Origin of the sequence: Agrobacterium sp. LAD9, from assembly GCF_003031125.1 — a bacterium.
GTDB classification, from domain to species: domain Bacteria; phylum Pseudomonadota; class Alphaproteobacteria; order Rhizobiales; family Rhizobiaceae; genus Agrobacterium; species Agrobacterium radiobacter.
Genome location: NZ_PHGS01000019.1, coordinates 140,919 through 161,661, shown reverse-complemented (window position 1 = coordinate 161,661; position 20,743 = coordinate 140,919). Strand labels below are relative to the sequence as shown.

General features: G+C 53.2%; 25 protein-coding genes. 13 read left to right on the top strand and 12 right to left on the bottom strand.

The genetic code is table 11. The annotated features are described in order from the left end of the window. Nucleotides 1–99: 99 nt before the first annotated feature. Genes DA915_RS20675 through DA915_RS20670 form a run of 3 tightly spaced genes read right to left on the bottom strand, consistent with a single transcriptional unit; the run spans nt 100 to nt 1,076 of the window. Nucleotides 100–309 (bottom strand): hypothetical protein, encoded by a 210-nt coding sequence (locus tag DA915_RS20675; RefSeq protein ID WP_153064590.1) that lies wholly within the window; start codon nt 307–309, stop codon nt 100–102. Then, entirely contained in the window at nt 306–836 is a 531-nt protein-coding gene (locus tag DA915_RS28730) for a hypothetical protein (protein ID WP_153064589.1), read from the bottom strand. Before DA915_RS28730 ends, DA915_RS20675 begins: the two co-directional genes overlap by 4 nt. A 24-nt stretch (nt 837–860) precedes the next feature. Continuing rightward, nucleotides 861–1,076 carry a hypothetical protein gene (locus DA915_RS20670; RefSeq protein WP_153064588.1) on the bottom strand — a complete coding sequence of 72 codons (216 nt, stop codon included), beginning with the start codon at nt 1,074–1,076 and terminating at the stop codon, nt 861–863. A gap of 327 nt (nt 1,077–1,403) precedes the next feature. On the opposite strand from DA915_RS20670, the gene DA915_RS20665 reads away from it, so the two are divergent. Continuing rightward, nucleotides 1,404–2,171: a hypothetical protein gene (locus DA915_RS20665; RefSeq protein WP_107677155.1), complete on the top strand. Its 768-nt coding sequence runs from the start codon at nt 1,404–1,406 to the stop codon at nt 2,169–2,171. 7 nt (nt 2,172–2,178) lie between these two features. Here the strand turns inward: DA915_RS20665 and DA915_RS20660 are convergent, their stop codons facing one another. Genes DA915_RS20660 through DA915_RS20650 form a run of 3 tightly spaced genes read right to left on the bottom strand, consistent with a single transcriptional unit; the run spans nt 2,179 to nt 3,873 of the window. Next, complete coding sequence (locus DA915_RS20660) at nt 2,179–2,973, bottom strand: hypothetical protein (protein ID WP_153064587.1); 795 nt, start codon at nt 2,971–2,973, stop codon at nt 2,179–2,181. A 37-nt stretch (nt 2,974–3,010) separates the two neighbouring features. Further along, the gene (locus tag DA915_RS20655) at nt 3,011–3,277 is read right to left on the bottom strand and encodes a hypothetical protein (protein ID WP_107677153.1); all 267 of its coding nucleotides are present in this window, start codon (nt 3,275–3,277) and stop codon (nt 3,011–3,013) included. Then, nucleotides 3,274–3,873, bottom strand: coding sequence for a hypothetical protein (locus tag DA915_RS20650; protein WP_107677152.1), 600 nt, complete (start codon nt 3,871–3,873; stop codon nt 3,274–3,276). Before DA915_RS20650 ends, DA915_RS20655 begins: the two co-directional genes overlap by 4 nt. A gap of 293 nt (nt 3,874–4,166) precedes the next feature. Between DA915_RS20650 and DA915_RS20645 the strand changes: the two genes are divergently transcribed. Beyond that, the gene (locus DA915_RS20645; protein WP_107677151.1) at nt 4,167–4,739 is read left to right on the top strand and encodes a recombinase family protein; all 573 of its coding nucleotides are present in this window, start codon (nt 4,167–4,169) and stop codon (nt 4,737–4,739) included. A 54-nt stretch (nt 4,740–4,793) separates the two neighbouring features. Here the strand turns inward: DA915_RS20645 and DA915_RS20640 are convergent, their stop codons facing one another. From DA915_RS20640 to DA915_RS20630, 3 genes are all read right to left on the bottom strand, one after another. Beyond that, nucleotides 4,794–6,116, bottom strand: coding sequence for a hypothetical protein (locus DA915_RS20640; protein WP_202864254.1), 1,323 nt, complete (start codon nt 6,114–6,116; stop codon nt 4,794–4,796). A 135-nt stretch (nt 6,117–6,251) separates the two neighbouring features. Then, a complete protein-coding gene (locus DA915_RS20635; RefSeq protein ID WP_107677150.1) occupies nt 6,252–7,355 on the bottom strand; it encodes a UvrD-helicase domain-containing protein in 1,104 nt (367 codons plus the stop codon). Beyond that, a complete protein-coding gene (locus tag DA915_RS20630; protein ID WP_107677149.1) occupies nt 7,315–9,021 on the bottom strand; it encodes an ATP-dependent endonuclease in 1,707 nt (568 codons plus the stop codon). The genes DA915_RS20635 and DA915_RS20630 overlap by 41 nt, the downstream gene beginning before the upstream one ends. A 159-nt stretch (nt 9,022–9,180) precedes the next feature. Between DA915_RS20630 and DA915_RS20625 the strand changes: the two genes are divergently transcribed. Both DA915_RS20625 and DA915_RS20620 read left to right on the top strand, forming a co-directional pair. Further along, nucleotides 9,181–9,930, top strand: coding sequence for a DUF6602 domain-containing protein (locus DA915_RS20625; RefSeq protein ID WP_107677148.1), 750 nt, complete (start codon nt 9,181–9,183; stop codon nt 9,928–9,930). A gap of 65 nt (nt 9,931–9,995) precedes the next feature. After that, nucleotides 9,996–10,571: a hypothetical protein gene (locus DA915_RS20620; protein WP_153064586.1), complete on the top strand. Its 576-nt coding sequence runs from the start codon at nt 9,996–9,998 to the stop codon at nt 10,569–10,571. 40 nt (nt 10,572–10,611) lie between these two features. Here DA915_RS20620 and DA915_RS20615 read toward each other — a convergent pair whose 3' ends face one another. Together DA915_RS20615 and DA915_RS28995 are read right to left on the bottom strand one after the other, a co-directional pair. Then, nucleotides 10,612–12,102 (bottom strand): hypothetical protein, encoded by a 1,491-nt coding sequence (locus DA915_RS20615; protein WP_107677146.1) that lies wholly within the window; start codon nt 12,100–12,102, stop codon nt 10,612–10,614. A gap of 207 nt (nt 12,103–12,309) precedes the next feature. Continuing rightward, a complete protein-coding gene (locus tag DA915_RS28995; RefSeq protein WP_192886620.1) occupies nt 12,310–12,648 on the bottom strand; it encodes a hypothetical protein in 339 nt (112 codons plus the stop codon). Nucleotides 12,649–12,814: 166 nt separating this feature from the next. Between DA915_RS28995 and DA915_RS20605 the strand changes: the two genes are divergently transcribed. Further along, nucleotides 12,815–13,195 carry a hypothetical protein gene (locus tag DA915_RS20605; RefSeq protein WP_244600774.1) on the top strand — a complete coding sequence of 127 codons (381 nt, stop codon included), beginning with the start codon at nt 12,815–12,817 and terminating at the stop codon, nt 13,193–13,195. A gap of 277 nt (nt 13,196–13,472) precedes the next feature. Here the strand turns inward: DA915_RS20605 and DA915_RS20600 are convergent, their stop codons facing one another. After that, nucleotides 13,473–14,273, bottom strand: coding sequence for a response regulator transcription factor (locus tag DA915_RS20600; RefSeq protein WP_244600773.1), 801 nt, complete (start codon nt 14,271–14,273; stop codon nt 13,473–13,475). 184 nt (nt 14,274–14,457) lie between these two features. On the opposite strand from DA915_RS20600, the gene iaaH reads away from it, so the two are divergent. The 8 genes from iaaH (at nt 14,458) to DA915_RS20560 (ending at nt 20,743) form a co-directional block, all read left to right on the top strand. Then, a complete protein-coding gene (gene iaaH, locus DA915_RS20595; RefSeq protein WP_192886619.1) occupies nt 14,458–15,864 on the top strand; it encodes an indoleacetamide hydrolase in 1,407 nt (468 codons plus the stop codon). A gap of 112 nt (nt 15,865–15,976) precedes the next feature. After that, nucleotides 15,977–16,585: a nitrile hydratase subunit alpha gene (gene nthA / locus DA915_RS20590; protein ID WP_107677143.1), complete on the top strand. Its 609-nt coding sequence runs from the start codon at nt 15,977–15,979 to the stop codon at nt 16,583–16,585. A 9-nt stretch (nt 16,586–16,594) separates the two neighbouring features. Continuing rightward, nucleotides 16,595–16,918, top strand: coding sequence for an SH3-like domain-containing protein (locus tag DA915_RS29410; protein WP_107677142.1), 324 nt, complete (start codon nt 16,595–16,597; stop codon nt 16,916–16,918). Beyond that, nucleotides 16,908–17,261 (top strand): SH3-like domain-containing protein, encoded by a 354-nt coding sequence (locus tag DA915_RS29405; RefSeq protein WP_107677141.1) that lies wholly within the window; start codon nt 16,908–16,910, stop codon nt 17,259–17,261. Before DA915_RS29410 ends, DA915_RS29405 begins: the two co-directional genes overlap by 11 nt. Next, nucleotides 17,261–17,746, top strand: coding sequence for a nitrile hydratase accessory protein (locus DA915_RS20575; protein WP_107677140.1), 486 nt, complete (start codon nt 17,261–17,263; stop codon nt 17,744–17,746). The genes DA915_RS29405 and DA915_RS20575 overlap by 1 nt, the downstream gene beginning before the upstream one ends. Before the next feature lie 252 nt (nt 17,747–17,998). Beyond that, nucleotides 17,999–19,306, top strand: coding sequence for an ABC transporter substrate-binding protein (locus tag DA915_RS20570; RefSeq protein WP_107677139.1), 1,308 nt, complete (start codon nt 17,999–18,001; stop codon nt 19,304–19,306). Further along, the gene (locus tag DA915_RS20565; RefSeq protein WP_244600772.1) at nt 19,303–20,064 is read left to right on the top strand and encodes an ABC transporter ATP-binding protein; all 762 of its coding nucleotides are present in this window, start codon (nt 19,303–19,305) and stop codon (nt 20,062–20,064) included. The genes DA915_RS20570 and DA915_RS20565 overlap by 4 nt, the downstream gene beginning before the upstream one ends. Next, nucleotides 20,048–20,743: an ABC transporter ATP-binding protein gene (locus tag DA915_RS20560; protein WP_107677138.1), complete on the top strand. Its 696-nt coding sequence runs from the start codon at nt 20,048–20,050 to the stop codon at nt 20,741–20,743. The genes DA915_RS20565 and DA915_RS20560 overlap by 17 nt, the downstream gene beginning before the upstream one ends.

Genomic DNA, 20,743 nt, shown 5'->3' with positions numbered 1-20,743 from the left:
GATTATGGGATGGCATGGCGCTGAGAACCGTCAAGGGCGTTCGCCCTCCTTCACGTCGTTCCGGCCCTTCGGGTGACGGTTGATGCGCGCCGTGCAGTTCTAAAGGTGTCGGGACGAGGAACGTCCCATCGCCCTGCGGGCCGTTCGACGGCCTGCGGCGCGTCGAACAAGGAACATGCTATAGGTATCTGCGATGATCCGGGCAACTGCTCGGCCAATGAGGCCGAGCAGTGCGAAGATTGCCTTGATGTAGAGCTTGATAAAAAGTTCCATGATCCCAAGGCTGAACTTCAGTATAGTTTCCATCATCGATTCATCCAGCCTAAGTGTTTGGGCTGAAGTGTGGTTGGGCAAATTGTCCATGCATGCACAAAGCCCGTCGATGTGTTCATTAACGGCACAAAATGCGTGCCATCTGGAAGTTCTTCGGTGCGGGGATCATAGTTGGACGGTCCCCAATATACGTCGCCAAGCTGGCCTTCTTCCCATGCTTTACGTAACAGCCTGATCATAAGGCTACGGGCAAGGGATGAGTTGCGGTCTCCGGCGAATACGCCGCCTGGCAACTGTGTGGCTACCCGTTCGTGGTCATGCCGTTTTGGTTCTGAGATGCTGACCCTAGTCACTGTCAGCGTTGCCGTTTGTCCGGGGAGCAATGTCCGCGCAATCGCAAAGAATTGCTGCAAAAGGCCTCGCGGGGCTTCCTCTTCTAAGTTGGTGGACGGAGGGCTGAAAGTTTCCCCATAAGAGTGGGAGTCAATGGTTTGTGACGGTCGGCGTCGAATTGTCTTCGACGTAAAGACAGATCGAGCGTCTTTGTTAAGCTGTGCAGCCATCTTAGTGCTCCTTGGGCTATCGGGTCAGACTTGGCGAAGGAAGCGGGTGCGCATGCGGTTGCTGGGGTCGATGCCATAAAGGTATTTCCCAGAAAGGTGAGGAAATACGACGATGGCACCCAACGCACCAGAATCCGTGCGTTTCCAACCGATGACACGGCCTCCTAGCTGTCTTCCGAAGACATCTGAGCGTGAAGGGACGATGTTGCTGAAGAATTCTTTTACATAGCTATCGTGCATTGAACTGTCCTTTGTAATCGTGGTGTGCAGGACGATGGCATTCGTCGATGCATGCTCAGGACAGCGGAAAAGGGTCACCAAATGGAAATTTAATAACTTTGCTTTTCAATCTTAATAAGATTGACAGCCTACAAACAAACCTCCCATGCCAAGGAGGTTTGCTGGAAGCACAGGCGCAGCAACGCACAGTGCTTCAAGTGTCGACCAGAGGAAAGGACAAACCTTGGAAGACACTTTTAGGAAAACGATGTGATGGATTGTCCTTGATATAGGGTATTGATTAACCAAATGCAATTATAAAGTGTATATTTTTCTGAGGGTGCGTGCATGAAGGTTGTGAAATCCGGCAAGAAACGAGGCGGAGGACGACCAAAGCGTGACCCTTACAAAAGGGTCAGTGTGACGGTATCTAATGATACCGTAGAAGGCATCAAACGTTATTTTCCTGAATATGGAAAAACTTCGGCATTTGTTCAGGTCGCGATCCAGCGTCAGCTCGACGTCCTTGCGTTACCCGGACAAAACCCACCTGATGACAAAATTTATCTGACGGAAGACCAATATCTTGCATACAGCGAGCTTATCGCTCGGTTGGACGCAGAAGAAGACGCAGACATTGCAGCGGCAAATTTGGGAGCAAAAGAGGAATACGTTCGGTCACGCGCTCGCATTGAACGAGTCCGTGCATTGCTTCTCGGCTTCGGCGCGGATGAGGTGCTCATTAATAAACATTTTGAGCCGAGATTGGAGGTGCTGCGTCAAACAAAATTCTCATCCGGTATGATGTCCATAGCGTGTGAGTTTGTCGTACATCTCAGAACATTCGTATTCAGCCATCAACAACAGTGGCGCGAAGCTGCTGATTCAGTCGAGGAGCAAGTTGTTCAAATTGCAGCTCTTAACGGTTGGGAAGAAAAGGCGATAAGAAGCTGTATTGCTGAACGACTTTCCTTGTACGCACGCGAGATTGATGAGTACGCAAAAGAAAAGGAAGGAGAACGTAGCAGTAGCTATGGCGAGGCAGCAGAAGATGAAACAACGCCGAAGCTAAATTTTCGAAACAAGTTGCGCAATATTTTTACATTCTGGCCGTAGGCGTCGCCTACCGAATTAACGTGTAAACAACAGTTCCGTTTTTGGAAGACCTAACCTTGGAAACCTTGCCGCTGGCAATACGATAGCTGGTGTCTGGCGTCGTCACCGCCGCAAAACCCTTATGCGCGTATATCTTGGCACTTTGCGTGAACAGGTCGAGGGTGGCGGTAACGGCCTTGCCCTGCCGGGTAAAGATTTTCAGGCTGGTGCCGCCGTTCCCGCCGCCGCGTGCGATCACCTTGCCGTTGGTGACACAGGTGGCTCCGTCACCGTTAAGAATGTAGTCCTCATCGCCGTCCTGATCGATGTCCACAATGGTCAGGTAATCGTCGGAGAATACGGCTTGGCTGGTCGTCCCGCATTCCTCGCTCCATGCCAGAAAGGCTTGTGCCACGGGTGGCGGCAAGCTGGCAATCGAGCGTTGTTCGGGCAGAGCAGGTGCTATGCCTGCTTTGTCGGTCCTGCATGACAGCGCCGCGTCTGCAAAATGGCAGCGGGTAAGACCATCGGGGAGAGGAACGCGAAAGAGGCTGGCTTCGTCTGCGGTACGAAAGCACATGACGGTGAGCGGATCGGTGGCGGTTGCCAGAAAATTGAATTCGATACGCCCGTTTTTCTCTTCAGGAGTGAAGACCTGCGGCGGCTTGTGATGGCCGACTTCAATCAGCGCATGGTGAACCGGAACACCGCAGGCGTTTGCGATAACCGTCGCGTGTGCTGAAACGGGCATTGTGGAGGCATTCAGGCCGAAGGCGAACATCAGCCCGATGCGCCGTTTCATCTGGCGAATAGACGTTTTCATTGGCTAATTCTCAATGGGAAGAAAGAAGAGGGGAGGGTTAGTTGCTGATCTTTTTCCAGCCAAAGAAGCCTTTCTGAACCCGGACAGCCTCCGCGTAAGAACTGATTTCCGGCGACTTGAACCAGCACAAATATCCCGGCTTGCCGTCATTGGTTTTGTCGCACTTCAACTCGGTGATGCGTGTAACGTTGGCAGCAGCGGCGACATCCGCCATCATGGGTCGTTCGTCACCGTTGCTACAGCCTGCCGTGGCAAGCAGGATTGCGGACAACAGTGCGGGAGTGGTCAAATGGGTGATGTTCATCGGGCCACCAATCCCGATACGTCCAATTGCTCTGCCGCGAAGTCGTCAATCGAATACGATACGAGGTCGCGGCATACGCGTTTCAGTTCGCTAGGATCGGACGGCGGTTCCTCCGGGACTGTTATGTATCGCGTGCCTTGACGGGATTTCAGTTCGGCGATTTTCTGGTTCACCTTATTTAAGGCGCTCTTACTGAACTGAATATGACCAGCGCGTTGGCATGGACCTAATGCAAAACCCAGATCAATAAGGAAGGCATCGAAGTATTCTGGCAATCCACTTTCGCCTTCGGTGGAAGCGATCAAACCTGAGATACCGAACTCGCTTTGTGCATAGGTATTGATGCCTGCGGATTTGCGTTCGCACTCGGATGGAGTTGCATGGGTGGCGGGACCCTTGGCGCTGTCCGCGCGGCGAAGGTCGCGGACTTTGTCATTCACCTTGGCAAGGGCGTCCGGTGTGAACTTTACGTTTGCGCAGCTCTTCTGGACAAAATCGAGATCGACCGCAAAGAAATAGATATTGGGTGGCTTCTCTTCGGCGAAGGCAGGAGATGCAAAAACCGCCATAGCGGCGGCGATCAAAAGCAATTTCATCTTTTGGGGTCCTTCACAACATAGATCAGACAGCGTGAGATTGTGAGGTACGACTATCAAAAATCACGACTTTTGACGGACGTGCCCCCGCCATGCTCAAGCGACAACTTCGCGTAAAGTGAAGATAAAAATATAAGTAAATTAAGTATTGATAAAGTTTATATGACGTTACAATTTGTGATTTAGGCCTACTTGCAAAAGTCGTGACTTTTGACGGTAGTAATTATCAAGCATCCCTTAAGCAACTTTTTGAATGTGTGTGGTCTTCAAGGGATTTAACTGGAGACCTCCCCATGACACAGATTCGACCGCCCGTGCGGTTCATTGGCTATGCCCGTGTTAGCACCGAAGGCCAAGACCTTGCCTACCAGATCGACCGACTGACGAAGGCGGGGTGCACCCAGATTTTCCACGAAAAGCGCAGCGGTAAGAACACGGATGACCGCCCCGAACTGCACCGGTTGCTGGCAGCACTTCAACAAGGAGACACGTTGTTTGCCACGGTCAGTGATCGCGTGGCCCGAGACCCGCTTGATATGTTGCTGATCCTGCACGCGGTGCGGAAAGCCGGAGCGACCCTGCATCTCCTTGATGAGGCGTTCGTGGATACGTCCTCGGAGATGGATGACCTGATAACATACTTGAACGGTTGGGCAGTGCGTCAGCATCGCCTTAGAATCCTGTACAACACTGCCTTGGGGAGGGAGAGGGCCAAGCAACGCGGGGTGAAGTTCGGCAGGCCGCGCAAGCTTGGGCCAAAGGAGCGGCAGAAGGTTGCAGAGTGGCGGGCGCAGGGAAAAACTTATAGGTGGATTGCGCGGGCTTTTGGCGTGAGTGAGAGCACCGTAATTAGGGCGTCAAGCTAAGCGCGCCGCCTGAACTCTCGCCTTACTACCCCCGCGTTTCCACGCCACCCGCGCTTAGGTTTGCATCCACTTTTCGTAAATCGACTTAGAGGTCGTGGGAATGCTAGAGGGTTGAAGCGATTGTACAATCGCCTTGAACTTGCTGCGGCAACGGCTGTGAGACTTGATGCGTTCGGCCAAGACTGTTCCCGATGATGTGACGTCAAACATTGCTTGTATCTCTCGTGGCGAGAATCCTTTTATCATCTGCATGTAATATATATCGGCGGAACTGGCCGTGCCATAGGGGTTTCCTACTGAGCAGGTAACAACGGCCTCTACGAACTCTCGCCGTACCGTCTCGGGTATCTGATGCCCTTCCGATAGCTTCGCAACCCGCTCAGCAAAAGGCCTTTCATTATAGAAGTTGTTCATGCCTTGGTGAACAGCCGTCAGGTTTTTGCAGGCGTTTGAGATCAACGCATGACGTTCTGTTTCAGACAAAAGGCCGATGAGCTTGAGGTTCTCGAAGAAAGCCTGTGAAGCCTTAAACCGGTCCTGCTCACCTTTCGCTTGATACTTGTGGTGCTGATTAATTAGGAGCGAGACTGCGCTGGGCGAGAAGGATGATGCAAAATTGTTGCATACGGTTATAGCCGTAACTCTAGAATGTTCTTCTTTGGCTGGATCACAGTAAATACCATGAAGCATCCCAAATATTGCGTCACGCTGAGCGTTAAAAGTCTGCCCAATACGGTGACACCATATTTGCATTTGCTCCGGTGAAAAACCTGCCACGTTCAGCGCGGTCATGAATTCCTTTATATCTACACCCGCCATATTCTGCTCGTCACTTAGAGCGTGACGGCTGCACCGATTAAGGAAGGAAATGAACTCGTATTCATCGATAGTGCCAATAACTGGATGGGCAGCAGAGAAATTGTTTCTAATATCTCGGCATTGATCGAGCATAAAGTAGCCCGTCTCGGATATTAGGTTGAGCTTCAAGCAGAGAGTCAAAAGCTCTGCATCCTGCATATCAAGTAGTTTCTTCTCATCGAAGTCCCTATCAATAATTTGCGGAATGATGTGTATGCCGAAACGGCGAACTTTATCACGTAGCTCAACAACCGCCGCATTCCATGCATAGTTTATAGCTGAATCAAAAAGACCGCTCGCCACTGCGACACACATGCGCATGATGCCTTCAGAACGCAGGGCGGGTGGAATATTGTTCAGCAATTGGGGAAGGTTTTGCCACGCATTTTGAATTTGCTCGTCAGATGCAAGCACTGAGCGATTTATGCCTAAGGCCGACGTTAACGCGGTCAACATAGGAACTGAAAAAGTTGCGACCGAAGGAAGTTGGACGGGGCTAATCACAATTTCATTGACCACTGGTATGCTTCTCCATGTTTTGTGCAAAATCCATGTGTAACTTCTACTACACTTTGCAAGTGTGTGACGCTTAAAATAGTTGTGCCTTTTGTATCTTCGTATATCCGTTCCGCAGTTAGATTTGAGGGGGACATTTCAACTATTGAAATATGGAAGGCGGTTAGATTTGAATTTGTCCGGTACGACGAACCCTACGCTGTGTTGGGCGCGAGTGATGGCAACATAGATTTTTGATAGCTCTTTCCCTGCGTCTTCAAGATTTCCTGAACCTACATATTTTTCGAATGGCGAATGCGGATATATAAGTGTTCTCTCAAATGTCATTCCCTTCGAATCCCCAAAATTAAGCGGTTCGCCGTACTCAATTTTTCGAGTCTTATTGTAGCGTAGCGGTTGGGGTGCAAATGATTTCATGTAAGCCGGGATGTCCGATTGCCTGACGAAAAAAAGACCGTCATGCCCAGTTTCTTCCGTATTGTGCGACGTCGTTTTCTTGCAGTCGGGGAAGATTAAATCTGCAAAGTCGCAAATGGCTTGGTTGCAGCGATGAGAATGCGCGTGGTGTGTGATTTTGGCTAGGCCAGCTTTTTCCCATGCCTCAAATTTACCGATAATCTTTTTGCCTGCAAATTGCTTGTTCTTTGGATTGTCATTGGTAGTAAACGTCGCTTGTCGATGATCTCCGATCAACGAGACCTTCACCTTTGATTTGAGCAAATACTCAATAAGCTCTAAATCCCAGCCGGAAAGGTCTTGGGCTTCATCTATGTAGATGCTCGTAAAGATATCTTCGATGCGTTTGATGGGCAGCCCGTTAGTTTTTTCGATGATACGGCACGCAAAGTCCGTTACGCGATCCTTCCATACCCCCTGTTTTTTCGTGAAGTAGAATTTCGCGTTTGTTTTTGGAATGCGTCGCAGCACATCGGGCATGCGGTCAAAAATGATCGTTTTAATACGTGGTTCATGGATGTGATTTTGATACGGGCGCACGAAGTGCGTGAGTACAAACGTGTACCATGTGTTTATTGTGAGGTGAGGGGGGATAGCGCCATGGATTTGATAGGCCTTGTTCGCAAGTTCGCTGCGACCGTTGAGCGTGTAGGTAATTAGGGCACTTCGTCCCTGATCGTTCTTTCCCGCCTCTTCAACGAGAGTTGTCGTTTTCCCCGAACCTGCGGACGCTAATATGATTGAGTTATCTGATGGCATCTTGGATGTACTGCGGAATTTCGACATGAGCGGTTTGCTCGTAGAGTTTTAAGGCGCTATCGGTTTTGTTCGCGGTACAATACGCAACTAGGTCTTCGTCTGTGGTGAAGCTTTTTTCCAGAAATTCATTCATTTTAGCCAGGCCGACGCTTTTGACCAATTGCGGTTCGAGAGTTCGTGCGCCGTTGTCCGCGTCGATATTGATGTGAATCGTGCGTTCATTTTTGTAATCATCAAACAGCGCTAGTTTTCCGGCAGCGTCACCATCGTTATCCCTGATAATATCGACATCCAGCTTTAGGAGTTTCGCAATTTCCAGAAAGCGCTTGAAGGATGTTCCGACAGAAATCACCTCTACTGCGTCTTCAAGTGGAAGTTTCCCGTGCTTCTGCCGATAGCCCAATTGTACGATTAATTCGTCGGATGGCCCCTCAACGAGAATTGAGCGCTTCGCCAAGATCATGCGAAGTGTGTCGTGACCGGGCAGACGCTGAAAATAGGATTTTGTATCCGGCTTGAGGTGGTCGAGCGTGACACCTGTTTCACCGTTGAACATGAGAATGTTGTCGATGCCTAACTTGTTCAAAACAAAACTGCTGTGAGTGCTGATGATAAGCTGCTTGCCTTTGCAGCGATCCGCGAGGTGCCCAACCAGCTTTCCGAGATTCGTATGGGAGAGGTGATTTTCTGGTTCCTCAATCAAGAAGACGTCGCATGCTTCTGAGGCTTCAATAGCGAGTTTGATTTTTATTGAGTTTTGCTCACCCTTGCCGACCAATGTAAGGGGAATGTCGTCCAGATGCGGCATGACGCCTGTTTCCCAACTTGCACGAGTAGTTGTGTCCATCGAGATTGAAAGTGCTTTTGTTGAAACGATTCCTTGTTTCGACTTTAATTCCTTGTTGATCTCGGAAATACGGGGGTCTTCTTGGAAGCGATCCCGCATAGTCCGGTATGCAAGGGCGAGTTCGCCAGCTTGTGCCTTTGTGAGATAGTCTTTTACGATTTCGAGTACATATTTGTTGGCCGTATAGGAATTCGACGTATTGGTCGGATCGATCAAAGCGGCTTTGACTGGCACCATTTGCGAGGAAAGCACCGCACCCGCAAAAGATGTCCATACAATTTGATAGTATTCGACAGGAACGCTGTTTAGAGCGTCGGTGTCCCCGACGAAGGCTTTATATTCAGCGAGGCAGTTTTCATCGTCCAAGCGGATTGAAAGCGATATTCCGGGTGCGTCTGCTTTTTCGCTATTTATTGAACCGACAAGTTCAGCGACTTCCGATGTGGGTTTGAAGAATACCTCGATCAGAGCTTCAGGCGGCGGAACGGGTTTCCCAGCTTTATGCGACGCGACGTATTCGGCAATTACTTCTGCATTGATAAGGAATGGATGAAGTTCATATTGGGCCGGGCGGCGATTTAGCTGGCACTTCATCGCCAAGTTTATAGCTTCAAGAAGGGTTGATTTTCCAGCTTCATTGTTGCCGACAACAATGTTCACCTCGTCATTGAATCGTACTTCTGCTTTTCGAAGCGCACGATAGTTTTGAATTTTGACCCGCTCAATTGGCATAGCTCCTCCCAGAATCATTTTAGAGAAGACTACATAACTACTTTTTGGTGTGCCAGAATAAAGAGTTGAATTTTGCAGATTTGACGCAAGTCCGTTTTTGGTCCGGTGCTCCATTATGTTTTTTACGAAATTTGAGGGACGAGGGCAGGCCACCGCGTAAAATGAAGGGTTATCGCCTATTCAGCGACTTGCGGTAGCAAAATTGTCGGCCAGAACTTCGATTCGTGACGCGATAGTTGACAAAATCATGTGCCCACGGCGTATGTTGAGCTTATGCCCTCAAAACATTTCGACTATATCGTAAACAAGATCGCCTCCGCCAAACGGGAAGCCGATAGCCTCGCTTCCGGCGTCGGCCATCGAGGAATTGAAGGCGAGATTCGGGAAATAGCAATACGAGACTGCGTGGAGCCATTCCTAACCCAGAGCTATCAATGCGGTACCGGCAAGGTGATCGATTCACGCCGGGCGATCTCGGACCAAATCGACCTTATCGTCTATCACAGGAAGGTCGCACCACCTATTCTCGTCAACCGTGATCTCGGCCTCTATCCAGTTGAATGTGTGCGCTATGTCTTTGAGATTAAGACAAAGTTGACGGCAGCAGAGATCAAAGACGCCAATAAGAAATTCAGATCCGTCAGTCTACTGACTTCATTCCCAAAGAAGCAGCCAAACGGTACCATCCAAGGTGGACATCTACCAGCTACCGTGCTGCTGGCCTTTGGCTCAGACATAAAGGGCTCCGAAGTCGAGCGATACATGAAGCACACCGAGGGGGTTTCTCCGTGCACAGCGATCTGTGTATTGGGAAAAGGGTACTGGTTGCACGACTACGCGTCGAAATCTTGGTACGGGTACGAGAGCCGAACTGACCATCCACCGTATACGGAGTTTTGCCACTTCATTACGGGTTTCATGAACACGCTCGCGGCCGAGGAAACGTCCATGAGACCGTTTTCACCGGGAACTTACGTAAACGGTGATGAGTTCCTGACTGACGTGTCTCCGTTCAGCGTCTAGGGGGCTACGTGGGCTTTGAGCGAAGGGAAGTCCAGAATGTCGCCTGCCCTTGCGGGCAAGGCCGATTGCGCATTGATGTCATCTATGATGATACCGACTGGGGCATTCGCGACGAGGGTTGGGAAGCCGAATTCACCTGTGCGGAATGCCGTGAAGGATATTGTGTGGTCCGAGCAGGACGCGGTGTAAATGTCATCCGTGCAGAGGATTACCGGCGTCGAAACGAGCTGATGCAGCAGGCTACGTCAGAAATTAACGCGGTCCTTCGCTCCGAGGCAGTTGCGAACGCGCTTGAAAAATTTGCCTCTATGGTGGAGTCGCTACGGACCGCCGCCGCCAAATACCGGTTGTTGCATGAGCTAAAAATTGAATCTGCGACGCTGCCCACGTTCCGAAAACACATTCGTGGGATCTCGGCACAGAAATGGCTGAGCTGGATGGTGCCCATCGATCGAGACCAAGAGAGAAGCCTTCAGCACCTCATTGCAATCTTTGATTTCCTCTCACTCGACAGCGCCTTACTCAAGGGGAGCATAGAGCATGCGCATAGCTTAAAGGCGCAGGCATTCGCGGCCCAGAACAATGCCGTTATGTCTCTAGGGCCAATTAGCCTGTTGGCCGCCTTCGGACAAGCCGGTTAGGTCATTGGCCTGCTTAATTGAATCATAGATCCAAACAAGTCTAGGCGGCTTTCGATGCCGAGGGTTTGTTATCGCGCCGCGCGTCAATCAACACCACGTCTGGACTGTCGGTTAACTTAAGGTCTTTGAGGATGCGTCTAACCTTGGCCAACTCTGCCGCTGTAAAATATATGATCGCCTTGATGCCCGATTTTGCGTCGCTGGCTTTCTGATATATTTCAACCTGCTTTTCGAGATTCCTGACCAGCTTCGAGTTTTTGGCGAGCTTCATCTCAACTAGCGTCTTTTCGGTTCCTCTGCTGATTTTGAAATCAACCGGCCCCCGACCATCGTTGGCTTCGGCTCCGAAATCGGACGGCGTTCCAAACCATACCAAACGATAGAGCACATGAAGGTCCTTCTCGCGCTCTATGGGTACGCCCTTGTCATCGTAAAAGAACCGGTGCCCACCCTTGTTCTCGATGACGTCCTTCAGATAGGCGAGGCGTGCATGAGCTTCTTCATAGGTCGATTTTCCAATTTCATAAAACTTGGTATCGGCAACAAGCAGCGCCTGCAAAGCTCGTAATTGTTCGATGAACATGTATTCGATAGCGAGAACCTTTTCAGCACTCACATCTGATGCATCATCGCCGTGCTGCTCTTTTAGACGAATGTAGTAGTCGATAATTTCGGGAAATTTTCGCATCGTTGCGACGGCAGCTTTTGCACGTTCTTTTTGGGTGGGCTCGGGCTGTTTCTTTCCGGTTTGTTTTGGGCGACGCTTCAGTTCAGTTTCGAAGTAGTTGAACACGGACGACCGCAATTGCACATCGGGAATAGCCGTAGGGATATTTTCAAAACCGTCGATTAGATCGTCTTTGTTGATCCAGTTTTCGTCACGTGTGAGCATGTCTTTAGGAGATAGGATGACATAGTCACCGTTAACCCAAGGAAGCTTATATTTGGCACGTGACCAAGCTTGTGTCTGATAGTTGAAGCGGGCTCGCTCGACCCATACTTCCCGAACGGAAGAGGCAGGCAAATGGGCAGCGGCGAAGGTTTCTGTGTATTTGCAAAGAAAATCTTTAATTAGGTTAGTGGTGAAGTCACTAATGTTATCGCGCCCGACGCCATCGGAAACTAGGCAAACCTTCTCCAGATGGCTACTTTCCGTGATCTGTTCTTCTCCGAAATTTGGGAAGATTACGTTGAGATTGGCGTGAAGGTTGCGTGCGAACTCCATACCTAATCCGGCACCGCCATTTCCGGAGACGGAAAAGCCCAACCAGTTTTGCTTAACTTCTTTAAAGCAATACCAGTTACGCAACTCGCCTTCGTTTACGCGTCCAGCGGAAGCTCGGTCCCGCAGGAAAACAAGGTAGGTAATGATCGACTCGTGAAGCTCGACGTATTCGGGCTTGTCACTATGGAAAAGCAAAAATGGATCAATGAAGAGCGGCAGGTCATTAACAATCGAAATATTGAGTGCCCCGTACTCTTCAAATATTTCTGCGTTGATCCCGAAATAGTCGCTGATGAATGTCGCCATGAGTTCCCTTTCCCATCCTATAGTACAAGTGAAGTTTGGCTATAACAATGGGTTGCATAGCGATCATATATTTCTCCACAGTTGAAGGAGGGTGCGTTCGACATTTGCTTTGGCGTTTGTCTGAAAAAATTTCGAATTAGCACGATATTAAGCACAAAAAATATTTAACCCAAAATTCCCAAATAAAAACAATTAGATATTTGAGTACTATTCAGGCTCATAACCTGAAGGCCGCAGGTTCAAATCCTGCCCCCGCAACCAAATAAACTTGCAAATTCTCCCACTCGGGATATTTGCGACGAAGCTCCTCATACGAGTTGAGGAGCCTTTTTGTTTGTGCTCCGTGTCCAGCTCGCCAGCCTCCAGCTTCTCGATGAAATCCGCATGCACCTCGGCGACGAAACGGCGCTCCATCATATCGAGCACGTCCATCTGGGCCAGGATGCTGGCGATCAGGCCGTGGACTTCCAAGGTGGCCGGCTGATGTCCGGGTGTCCTGCCGATCGCCACCTTCTGGACCAATGAGGATGATGCGTATGGCTTCATTCCTGCTACGGCACCTGTCCCTTTTGCTACTCTCGCTCCCGATCTCACTTGGCACATCGGAGGCTTGGCAAAATACCTTGGCGCAGGCCTGCGCCTCGCCTAAACGGTCTCACCTAATGCCAAAGCTGCGTATTCTCTCTCCCAGGCAATGCGGGCCAGCGTTGTGATGCCGTCACCTATCTGCATGGCGCTCGCGACGCGGTGGATTGAGGACGGAACAGCCGACGCCACCCGCCACTTTGTCCGTTCAGAAAGTGCTTTTCACCACAATATTGCGGTTGATACTCTTTCGGGGTTCGACATTAAAGGTGCGCCTGCAGCTTTCAACATTTGGCTAAAGTTACCCAAAGGAGCGAGTAGGGCCGAGCTGATGGGACGAGTGGCCGGACGCCACGTCGGCTTAATGCCTTCCGATGCCTTCACGGTTTTGGGCAAACCCGATGAGCATGTGAGGGTGTGCCTCGGCGGCGTGATCCAGCGTGAGCAGTTGCAGGCCCGGCTTCATTTTATGGCACAGTCGCTCTCTGGTACTGGTTGGGTGGGTTGAACAAGTTGCCCCCTGGATCTCGCAGGTTCCCCCGTATTAGATTTTCTGCTGCTTTTCCGGTTGTAAAACTTTCGATCTAGTCGAGTACGTCCTGGCGAGCGTCATCGCGCGAACGGTAGACCCTACGACAAATCCGCTCTCGCTTCAGAACATTGAAGCAGTCCAGAAATCAAGCCGAGGCGAGATCATGGCCTGTCGTTGCAGCCCCCTATAAAGGACGCCAAGATCGAGCGCACATTCCGTTGCCTGTTCTTCGGCCAAAATCTTGCTGTTTCATTTATTGCGAAAGCTTTGTGACACGGGCTGCGAGTTCCGCCCTGTTTGAGCAGCCCATCTTCTCGAGGCAGCGGGTAAGATGCGTTCGAACCGTTGCAAAACCGATATTGAGGATGCGTGCGATATCTTTGTCAGCGCAACCGCGTGAGATGAGGAGTGCGACGTCGCGCTCGCGATCGGTCAGAACGGAGAGCGTTACGTCCGGCGCGACGGACAGAGCGCGCTTGAGCAGCGGCGCAAGGACTTTTAACAGGCTGATTTCCCGGTCCGCGAAGTCCGGTTGGCGCTTGGTACGCCAGATACGCAAATCCGCCAGTGTCCGCTCGTTGTCCTTGAGGAAGACATTAATGCCATGATCGAGCCCGTCCTTCATCAGAAAGTCGTTGAAGAATTCCGTCTTACTCAAGTCTGGTTTGGAAATCACCTCATCGACATAGGCCGGACGCCAGAGACTGCGCAATTGCCGGGTCATCGGATCGCGATACTGGTACCAACTCCTGTACGCCTTGATGCTCTCAGGGGACTGGTTAATGACGAAAGGATCGTCATAGGAGCTTATTTTGGGATTCCATTTGTAAGACGCCAGTACATCGGCCCGCATCAGGCGCAGGATGTCGGGGAAGATGGTTTCCCTGATCTCCGTCGACCCCGGGCTTGTCAGTCTTCCGACGATATCGGCGAACAGATTTGCCTCATCGAATGTCAAATCGAATACAGTCCCGCTCATGAGACCCCCCAATAGTTGCGGAATCTTTTGTCCGCTTTGTTCCCTTTTTAGGAATGGAAGCAAACCACGTGCCAAAGATCAAGAGTTTTCGGTTTGTCAAACCTCAGCCTGTCGGCCGGAAAGTGCGACAGGCCGGTGACGGGATTTTTCCTCAGCGCTGACTAACGAGAACAATCGTTCACCAGCAAAATTGCGGATGGTGGCACGCCCGTCATCTCCGGTAGCCCTGCACATGTTGAAATTTTGTGCGGGGACTATGATGATACTCAAGGCATTCACGTTGACCGAGGTCGCCGCCGCCATGGCGCGAGGGACGTTTGGTGCTGAGGAGTTTGTCACCGATATGTTGACGAGAAAGGCAAACCTTGCCTCGATCAATGCCTTCGTGTCACTCGACGAGGAGCGGGCGCTTCGCGATGCGCGTCAGGCAGATGCGGAACGGGCGACCGGGCGGTTGCGGGGGCCGTTGCATGGTCTACCCCTTGCCTTCAAGGACAACATCAATATTGCCGGTTATGTCACAACCGGCGGAACGCCGGCACTTCGCAACTTCAGACCTTTGAGGGATGCTGAGGTCGCGGCCAGACTTTTGAACGCAGGCGCGATTGCCTATGGCAAGAACGGCATGCATGAGTTGGCTTACGGCGCGACCTCTGTCAACGTCGCCTATGGTACTCCACGAAATCCCTTCGATGAGACCCGTACTTCGGGCGGCTCCAGCGGAGGCAGCGGGGCGGCCGTCGGCGCGCGGTTGGTCTCGGCCTCCATCGGAACAGATACCGGCGGATCGGTGCGCATTCCTGCTGCCCTCTGCGGCGCATGGGGTTATCGTCCGACAACGGGTCGTTGGCCGACTGACGGCATCGTGCCGATTTCAACAACGCGGGACACGCCGGGTCCAATTACGCTCTCAGCGACAGACATGGCGTTGCTGGACAGTGTTGTAACATCCTCGCCGCCGGTCCTGGCTTCACCTATAAAGGGTACTCGGCTCGGCGTTCCGCACAAACATTTCTGGGACTTTGTCGATGCCGAGGTCGCCGCGATCTGTATGGAGGCGCTTCAACAACTCGTTGCTGAAGGAGCGGAGCTTGTTGAGGTTGATTCCGGGGCGCTTCCTGAGCCCTATGCCGCCGCCGCGATGTCCATTTCGATATACGAAGGAAGGCTTGCGCTATCTGCATTCCTTGCCGATCACGAGATACCGTTGACCTTTGCGGAGGTTGCCGATCAGGTGGCGAGCCCGGATGTGCGCGAGATACTTCTCGCCCAACTCGATCCGGCGACGGCCGTCAGTCCCTTGGCTTATGAGGCCGCCATCGAGGAGCATCTCCCCGCATTGACCTCGGCCTATGCTGATATTTTCAAGTCCAACCGGATTGATGCACTCGCTTTCCCGGTCTGCCGTCTGCCGGCGCCGGAGCTTGACAAGTCCTCAACGGTCACAATCGCCGGCAAAATGTTTCCTGTTTTTCCAGCCCTTATTCACAATACGGATATCGGCAGTGTCGCGAGCTTGCCTGGGGTTTCCGTTCCGGTCGGCCTCACGCGCACGGGCCTGCCTGTGGGCCTGGGTCTGGACTTTCCGTTCGGACAGGATCGAGCGCTTCTGGCATTCTCGCTTGCAATCGAAATGCTTTTTACAGCGCCGTTGCCACCAGCGTGAGGCGATGCGGCCAGCGAATGGCGGCTTTCCGCGTGTCCTCAATATTGCTGATGATGAAACCTTCGATCAGCGCTATCTTTAACCCATCTCGTGATATTTCCAGAGGACTTCGATGAGCCACGACGATCACACGATGCCACCTTCCACACTCGCGCTCCGGATCAAGGCCATCGAGACGCTGATGGTCGAAAAGGGGAAAATCGACCCCGGCGCTGTGACGGAAATCGTCGATATCTTCCAGAACAAGCTCGGTCCGCGTATCGGCGCCGGCGTGGTGGCGCGTGCCTGGTCCGATCCTGCATTCAAGGCGCGATTGCTCGAAGACGGAACAGAGGCGCTGAACGAAATGGGTGTCGGCGGCCTTCAGGGCGAGGCAATGATAATCCTTGAGAACACGCCGGAGGTTCATAATGTGATCGTCTGCACCCTGTGCTCCTGCTATCCTTGGACAGTGCTCGGTCTGCCGCCGATATGGTACAAATCAGCACCTTATCGCAGCCGCATCGTCAGCGAGCCGCGATCCGTGCTCGCGGAATTCGGCCTTGATATTTCCAGGGACCGCGAGGTGCGCGTTTTCGACAGCAATGCGGAAATTCGCTACATGGTCCTGCCGGAGCGGCCCGCCGGCACGGAGGACTGGAGCGAGGAAAAACTGGCAGCTCTCGTGACTCGCGATTCCATGATTGGCACTGGCGCGCCGCTTACAGCATCAGCGATCTGAGGAGGGGGCATGAGATCAATCGCCGACATGGGTGGTATGCAGGGCTTCGGCCCAGTCAATCGCGCCGACGACGACACCGGATTCAGGGCGGAGTGGGAAGCGAAAACATTCGCCGTTAATCTTCTTTCACTCGCAGCCGGATGCTTCAATATCGATGAAAGCCGCTATTCCATGGAGAGGATGCCGCCGGCCGATTACCTGGCGACCTCCTATTTCGAACATTGGCTGTATTCGCTGGAAGATCTGCTGATTTCCAAGGGGATATTCACTGGGGAGGAATATCAGGCGCGGATCGTCGAACTTGCCGCGAAGGAGGCTGGCCATGCTCCCTAAGGAAATGGTCGCCATTGCGATAGCAACAGGTGCCTCGACGCTGCGCGCAGTCGAGAGTGTGCCGAAGTTCAAGGTGGGGGATGAGATCACGACCGCCAACGATCACCTTTCCACCCACACGCGCCTGCCTGGTTATGCCCGCGACAAGCGCGGAACCATCGTCGGTTATGAAGGCGCCCATGTCTTCCCGGATGCACATTCGGCGGGACGTGGAGAATGTCCCGATCATCTCTACCGCGTCCGGTTCGAGAGCGAGACGCTCTGGGGCAAGGGAAGTGACGGGCGTGGAGCCGTGTATCTGAGCCTCTGGGAAAGCTACCTGTTACATGGAGATATGTCGTGATGTCAGATGATTTGGTAATTGATCCGCGATGGCTCGACAATGGCCCGGCTTTTTCCGAGCCATGGCAGGCAGAGGCCTTTGCGCTGACCATGCAATTGTCGCGCGCCGGACATTTTACCTGGGCGGAATGGGTCGCGGCATTTTCGAGCGAGATCGCGACCTCTCCCCAACAAGAAGGTGAAGACATCAACACGGCCTATTATCGACAATGGATGCAGGCTCTGGAAAAGATCGTCGGGTATCGCGGCATGACGACGGATGATGAAGTGGCCGATTATGAGGAACATTGGCGGCGTTCGTATTTCCACACCGAACACGGCAAGCCTGTTGAGTTCCGCAAGGGGCTGGCGCCGATCCCGCCTGGGGCACTGGAAGAGCTTGAACACGAGCATGACCACCACCACGAACATTGCCATTCTGGTGACCACGAAACACATTCCGGTCCGGTTGCCGTGAGCCCTTCTAGCCGACACGCTTCGGCGTAGCTACCCCTCCGCAAACACCCGCCGATTTGAGTGGACGACTGTGGTGCCGAAAGGTTCCGCATTGCTTTTCCTGTTTGATTTTAAAGAAGAAATCATGGCGATGCGGGTGCCGGATTATCCGCAAAACTGTTGATCCCCGATCTCTGGCGCCGCTCCTACTATGCTGAAGCCGGCCCCGCAAGCAACCGTCCTGCGGCGAACTTGCGACCGAAAAGCCGCGCTGCGGCAATAAAAATCGACAGAGGAAGAACCATGACATTTTCGCACGACAACATGAGGCTGACCCGTCGCAAGTTCCTTCACGCCGTGGGCGCTGGCGCCGCCGCGGGTGCGGCGACCTCCGTTCTGCCGGCTCCGGCTATCGCTGCCAGCCCGACGATCAAGATCGGCTACATCAGCTCCAAGACCGGTGCGCTGGCGCCGTTTGCAGAGGCGGATCCATTCATCCTTGGCAAGGTCCGCGAGGTGCTGAAGGACGGGCTTGTCAATAACGGCAAGACCTACAAGGTCGAGATCAGCGATATCGACGACCAGTCGAATTCTGACCGTGCCGCCACCTCGGCAAGCCAGTTGATCAACAATGACGGTATCCATCTCATGCTCGCGCAGGGCGCGCTAACCAACGTTCCGGTCGCCTCGCAATGTGAAACGGCGGGCGTACCTGGCATCACTACGATGGACCCCTGGCAGGGCTGGATGTTCCCGCTGAAGGGGACGCCGGATGTTGGTTTCAACTACGTGAACCACTTCTTCTGGGGCATTGAGGACATTATCTCAACCTTCATCGGCATGTGGGACCTGCAAAACACCAACAAGAAGGTCGGCACTGTCTGGTCGAACGACCCGCCCGGCAAGGTCTTTGGTAATACCGAGATCGGTTTTCCAGCGTCACTTGGCAAGGGCGGTTACTCGATTGTCGATGTCGGTGAGTTTCAACCGGGCGCGGACGATTTCTCCCGGCAGATTGTCGCCTTTCGCGATGCCGGTTGCGATATCGTGACGGGCCTCTTCTCACCGCCGGAATGGGCGGTATTCTGGCGTCAGGCGCAGCAGCTCGGCTTCAAACCAAAGATCGCAACGCCGGCCAAGGCGTTACTCTTCCCAGCCGGAATAGAGGCGCTCGGCAAGACCGGCGACGGAATGTCGACCGAAATCTGGTGGACGCCGGGCTATCCGTTCAAGTCGACATTGACGGGGCAGTCCTGCTGCGAGATTGCGGCGGAGTATTCCAGGTCATCGGGCAAGCGCTGGACACAGCCTATCGGTGTGGTGCATGCGTTGTGGGAACTGGGTATCGGCGCACTGAAGAACGCAGCCGATCCGACTGATCCGGATGCCATCCAGGCGGTCATAAAGTCGACCAAAATGACGACGGTTGTCGGCGATATCGACTGGGCCGGGAGCCCGATCAAGAACGTTGCCAAGCTCAAAATAGCCGGTGGTCAGTGGCGTCTGCAGCCCGATGGTACCTACGAGCTGAAGGTCACCTACAACAAGAACGCCCCTGAAGTTCCAATCCAGGCCGACTTTACGATGGACCTGGCCAGGAAGGCTGAATGATGGCCGCATCTGACGCGATCAGGGCGCTCGCCGTCGAAAATGTTGTGAAGTCCTATGGCGGACCGATCGTGTTGGACGGTGTCAGCATCGCGATCGATCCCGGGAAAATTCTCGGGATCATCGGTCCCAACGGCTCCGGCAAGACCACGCTCTTCAGCGTGATTTCCGGTGCCTTTACGCCTTCTTCCGGCAAGATTTTCCTTGCCGGCCGAGACGTCACCGCACTCGGGGCTTCCGCGCGTGCCGTTGCCGGTATCGGGCGAACCTTTCAGGTGCCGCAAACCTTCTCGCATATGTCGGTCTATGAGAATGCGCTTGTTGCCGTCGAGTTTGCTGCGGGGCTGAAGGGTCGCGACGGGGAAGAGGCGGCGCTTCAGGCGCTGAAAGTCTGCGGGCTTGAGAGCCGCGGAGATCTAATCGCCGGGGGACTGCCGCTGCTTGACCGCAAGCGCCTCGAACTCGCCCGTGCGCTGGCCACGAAGCCCTCCGTTCTTCTGCTGGACGAAATCGCCGGAGGATTGACCGACGACGAGGCTGCGGACGTCGCGACCATTGTCAAGGCGCTGGCAGCAAGCGGAATTGCGATTATCTGGATCGAGCATCTCGTGCATGTGCTCACCCATGCCGCCGACGAACTCGCAGTCCTTGGCGAAGGGCGCATCATCGCGCAGGGCGAACCGCATGAAACAATGCGGATGCCCAAGGTAAGGCAGATCTATCTGGGTATGGAGCCTGACATCGATGATCTTGATCAATGACCTCAGGGCCGCCTATGGGCCGTTGCCCGTTCTGTTCGGCTTCGACCTCAGTATCGCACGCGGCGAAACGCTGGCACTGATCGGCGCAAACGGCGCGGGAAAGACCACGACTTTTGCTGTCATGACGGGCCGGCTGAGGCCGCAGACAGGCAGCGTTTCGGTCAACGGCCGGGACATTGCAGGGCTGACACCAATGGACATCGTCAGTTACGGACTGGCGCTCGTGCCCGAAGCTAGACAACTCTTTCCGAGTCTCACGGTAGAGGAGAACCTGTTGGTCGGCGCGCATTCGCGGCGGTCGGGAGGATGGAACCTGGAGCGTGTCTACGAGATATTCCCGACCGTCGCCGAATTTCGCAAGCGCCCGTCGACGGCACTATCGGGAGGTCAACAGCAGTTGGTTGCCATCGGTCGTGCACTCATGTCCAACCCCGAGGTTCTGCTCTGTGACGAGCTCTCGCTTGGCCTGTCTCCGGCAGCTGTCGATACCGTCTACTCTGCGCTTCAGAAGCTGCGGGGGGAGGGGCTCACAACCGTCATCGTCGAGCAGGACATTGCCCGCGCTCTTTCCGTCTCGGATCGCTTCGCGTGCATGCGCCACGGACAGATTGCGCTGTCGGGCCCGTCTGCCACCGCGGACAGGGCTGAAATCTCAAACGCCTATTTCGGGATGCGTTGA

Excerpts from the sequence above, each read along its gene's own strand:
- DA915_RS20675 (WP_153064590.1), bottom strand. The coding sequence starts at position 309 with ATGATGGAAACTATACTGAAGTTCAGCCTTGGGATCATGGAACTTTTT.
- DA915_RS28730 (WP_153064589.1), bottom strand. The coding sequence starts at position 836 with ATGGCTGCACAGCTTAACAAAGACGCTCGATCTGTCTTTACGTCGAAG.
- DA915_RS20670 (WP_153064588.1), bottom strand. The coding sequence starts at position 1,076 with ATGCACGATAGCTATGTAAAAGAATTCTTCAGCAACATCGTCCCTTCA.
- DA915_RS20665 (WP_107677155.1), top strand. The coding sequence starts at position 1,404 with ATGAAGGTTGTGAAATCCGGCAAGAAACGAGGCGGAGGACGACCAAAG.
- DA915_RS20660 (WP_153064587.1), bottom strand. The coding sequence starts at position 2,973 with ATGAAAACGTCTATTCGCCAGATGAAACGGCGCATCGGGCTGATGTTC.
- DA915_RS20655 (WP_107677153.1), bottom strand. The coding sequence starts at position 3,277 with ATGAACATCACCCATTTGACCACTCCCGCACTGTTGTCCGCAATCCTG.
- DA915_RS20650 (WP_107677152.1), bottom strand. The coding sequence starts at position 3,873 with ATGAAATTGCTTTTGATCGCCGCCGCTATGGCGGTTTTTGCATCTCCT.
- DA915_RS20645 (WP_107677151.1), top strand. The coding sequence starts at position 4,167 with ATGACACAGATTCGACCGCCCGTGCGGTTCATTGGCTATGCCCGTGTT.
- DA915_RS20635 (WP_107677150.1), bottom strand. The coding sequence starts at position 7,355 with ATGTCGAAATTCCGCAGTACATCCAAGATGCCATCAGATAACTCAATC.
- DA915_RS20630 (WP_107677149.1), bottom strand. The coding sequence starts at position 9,021 with ATGGAGCACCGGACCAAAAACGGACTTGCGTCAAATCTGCAAAATTCA.
- DA915_RS20625 (WP_107677148.1), top strand. The coding sequence starts at position 9,181 with ATGCCCTCAAAACATTTCGACTATATCGTAAACAAGATCGCCTCCGCC.
- DA915_RS20615 (WP_107677146.1), bottom strand. The coding sequence starts at position 12,102 with ATGGCGACATTCATCAGCGACTATTTCGGGATCAACGCAGAAATATTT.
- DA915_RS28995 (WP_192886620.1), bottom strand. The coding sequence starts at position 12,648 with ATGAAGCCATACGCATCATCCTCATTGGTCCAGAAGGTGGCGATCGGC.
- DA915_RS20605 (WP_244600774.1), top strand. The coding sequence starts at position 12,815 with ATGCCGTCACCTATCTGCATGGCGCTCGCGACGCGGTGGATTGAGGAC.
- iaaH (WP_192886619.1), top strand. The coding sequence starts at position 14,458 with ATGATACTCAAGGCATTCACGTTGACCGAGGTCGCCGCCGCCATGGCG.
- nthA (WP_107677143.1), top strand. The coding sequence starts at position 15,977 with ATGAGCCACGACGATCACACGATGCCACCTTCCACACTCGCGCTCCGG.
- DA915_RS29410 (WP_107677142.1), top strand. The coding sequence starts at position 16,595 with ATGAGATCAATCGCCGACATGGGTGGTATGCAGGGCTTCGGCCCAGTC.
- DA915_RS29405 (WP_107677141.1), top strand. The coding sequence starts at position 16,908 with ATGCTCCCTAAGGAAATGGTCGCCATTGCGATAGCAACAGGTGCCTCG.
- DA915_RS20575 (WP_107677140.1), top strand. The coding sequence starts at position 17,261 with ATGTCAGATGATTTGGTAATTGATCCGCGATGGCTCGACAATGGCCCG.
- DA915_RS20570 (WP_107677139.1), top strand. The coding sequence starts at position 17,999 with ATGACATTTTCGCACGACAACATGAGGCTGACCCGTCGCAAGTTCCTT.
- DA915_RS20565 (WP_244600772.1), top strand. The coding sequence starts at position 19,303 with ATGATGGCCGCATCTGACGCGATCAGGGCGCTCGCCGTCGAAAATGTT.
- DA915_RS20560 (WP_107677138.1), top strand. The coding sequence starts at position 20,048 with ATGATCTTGATCAATGACCTCAGGGCCGCCTATGGGCCGTTGCCCGTT.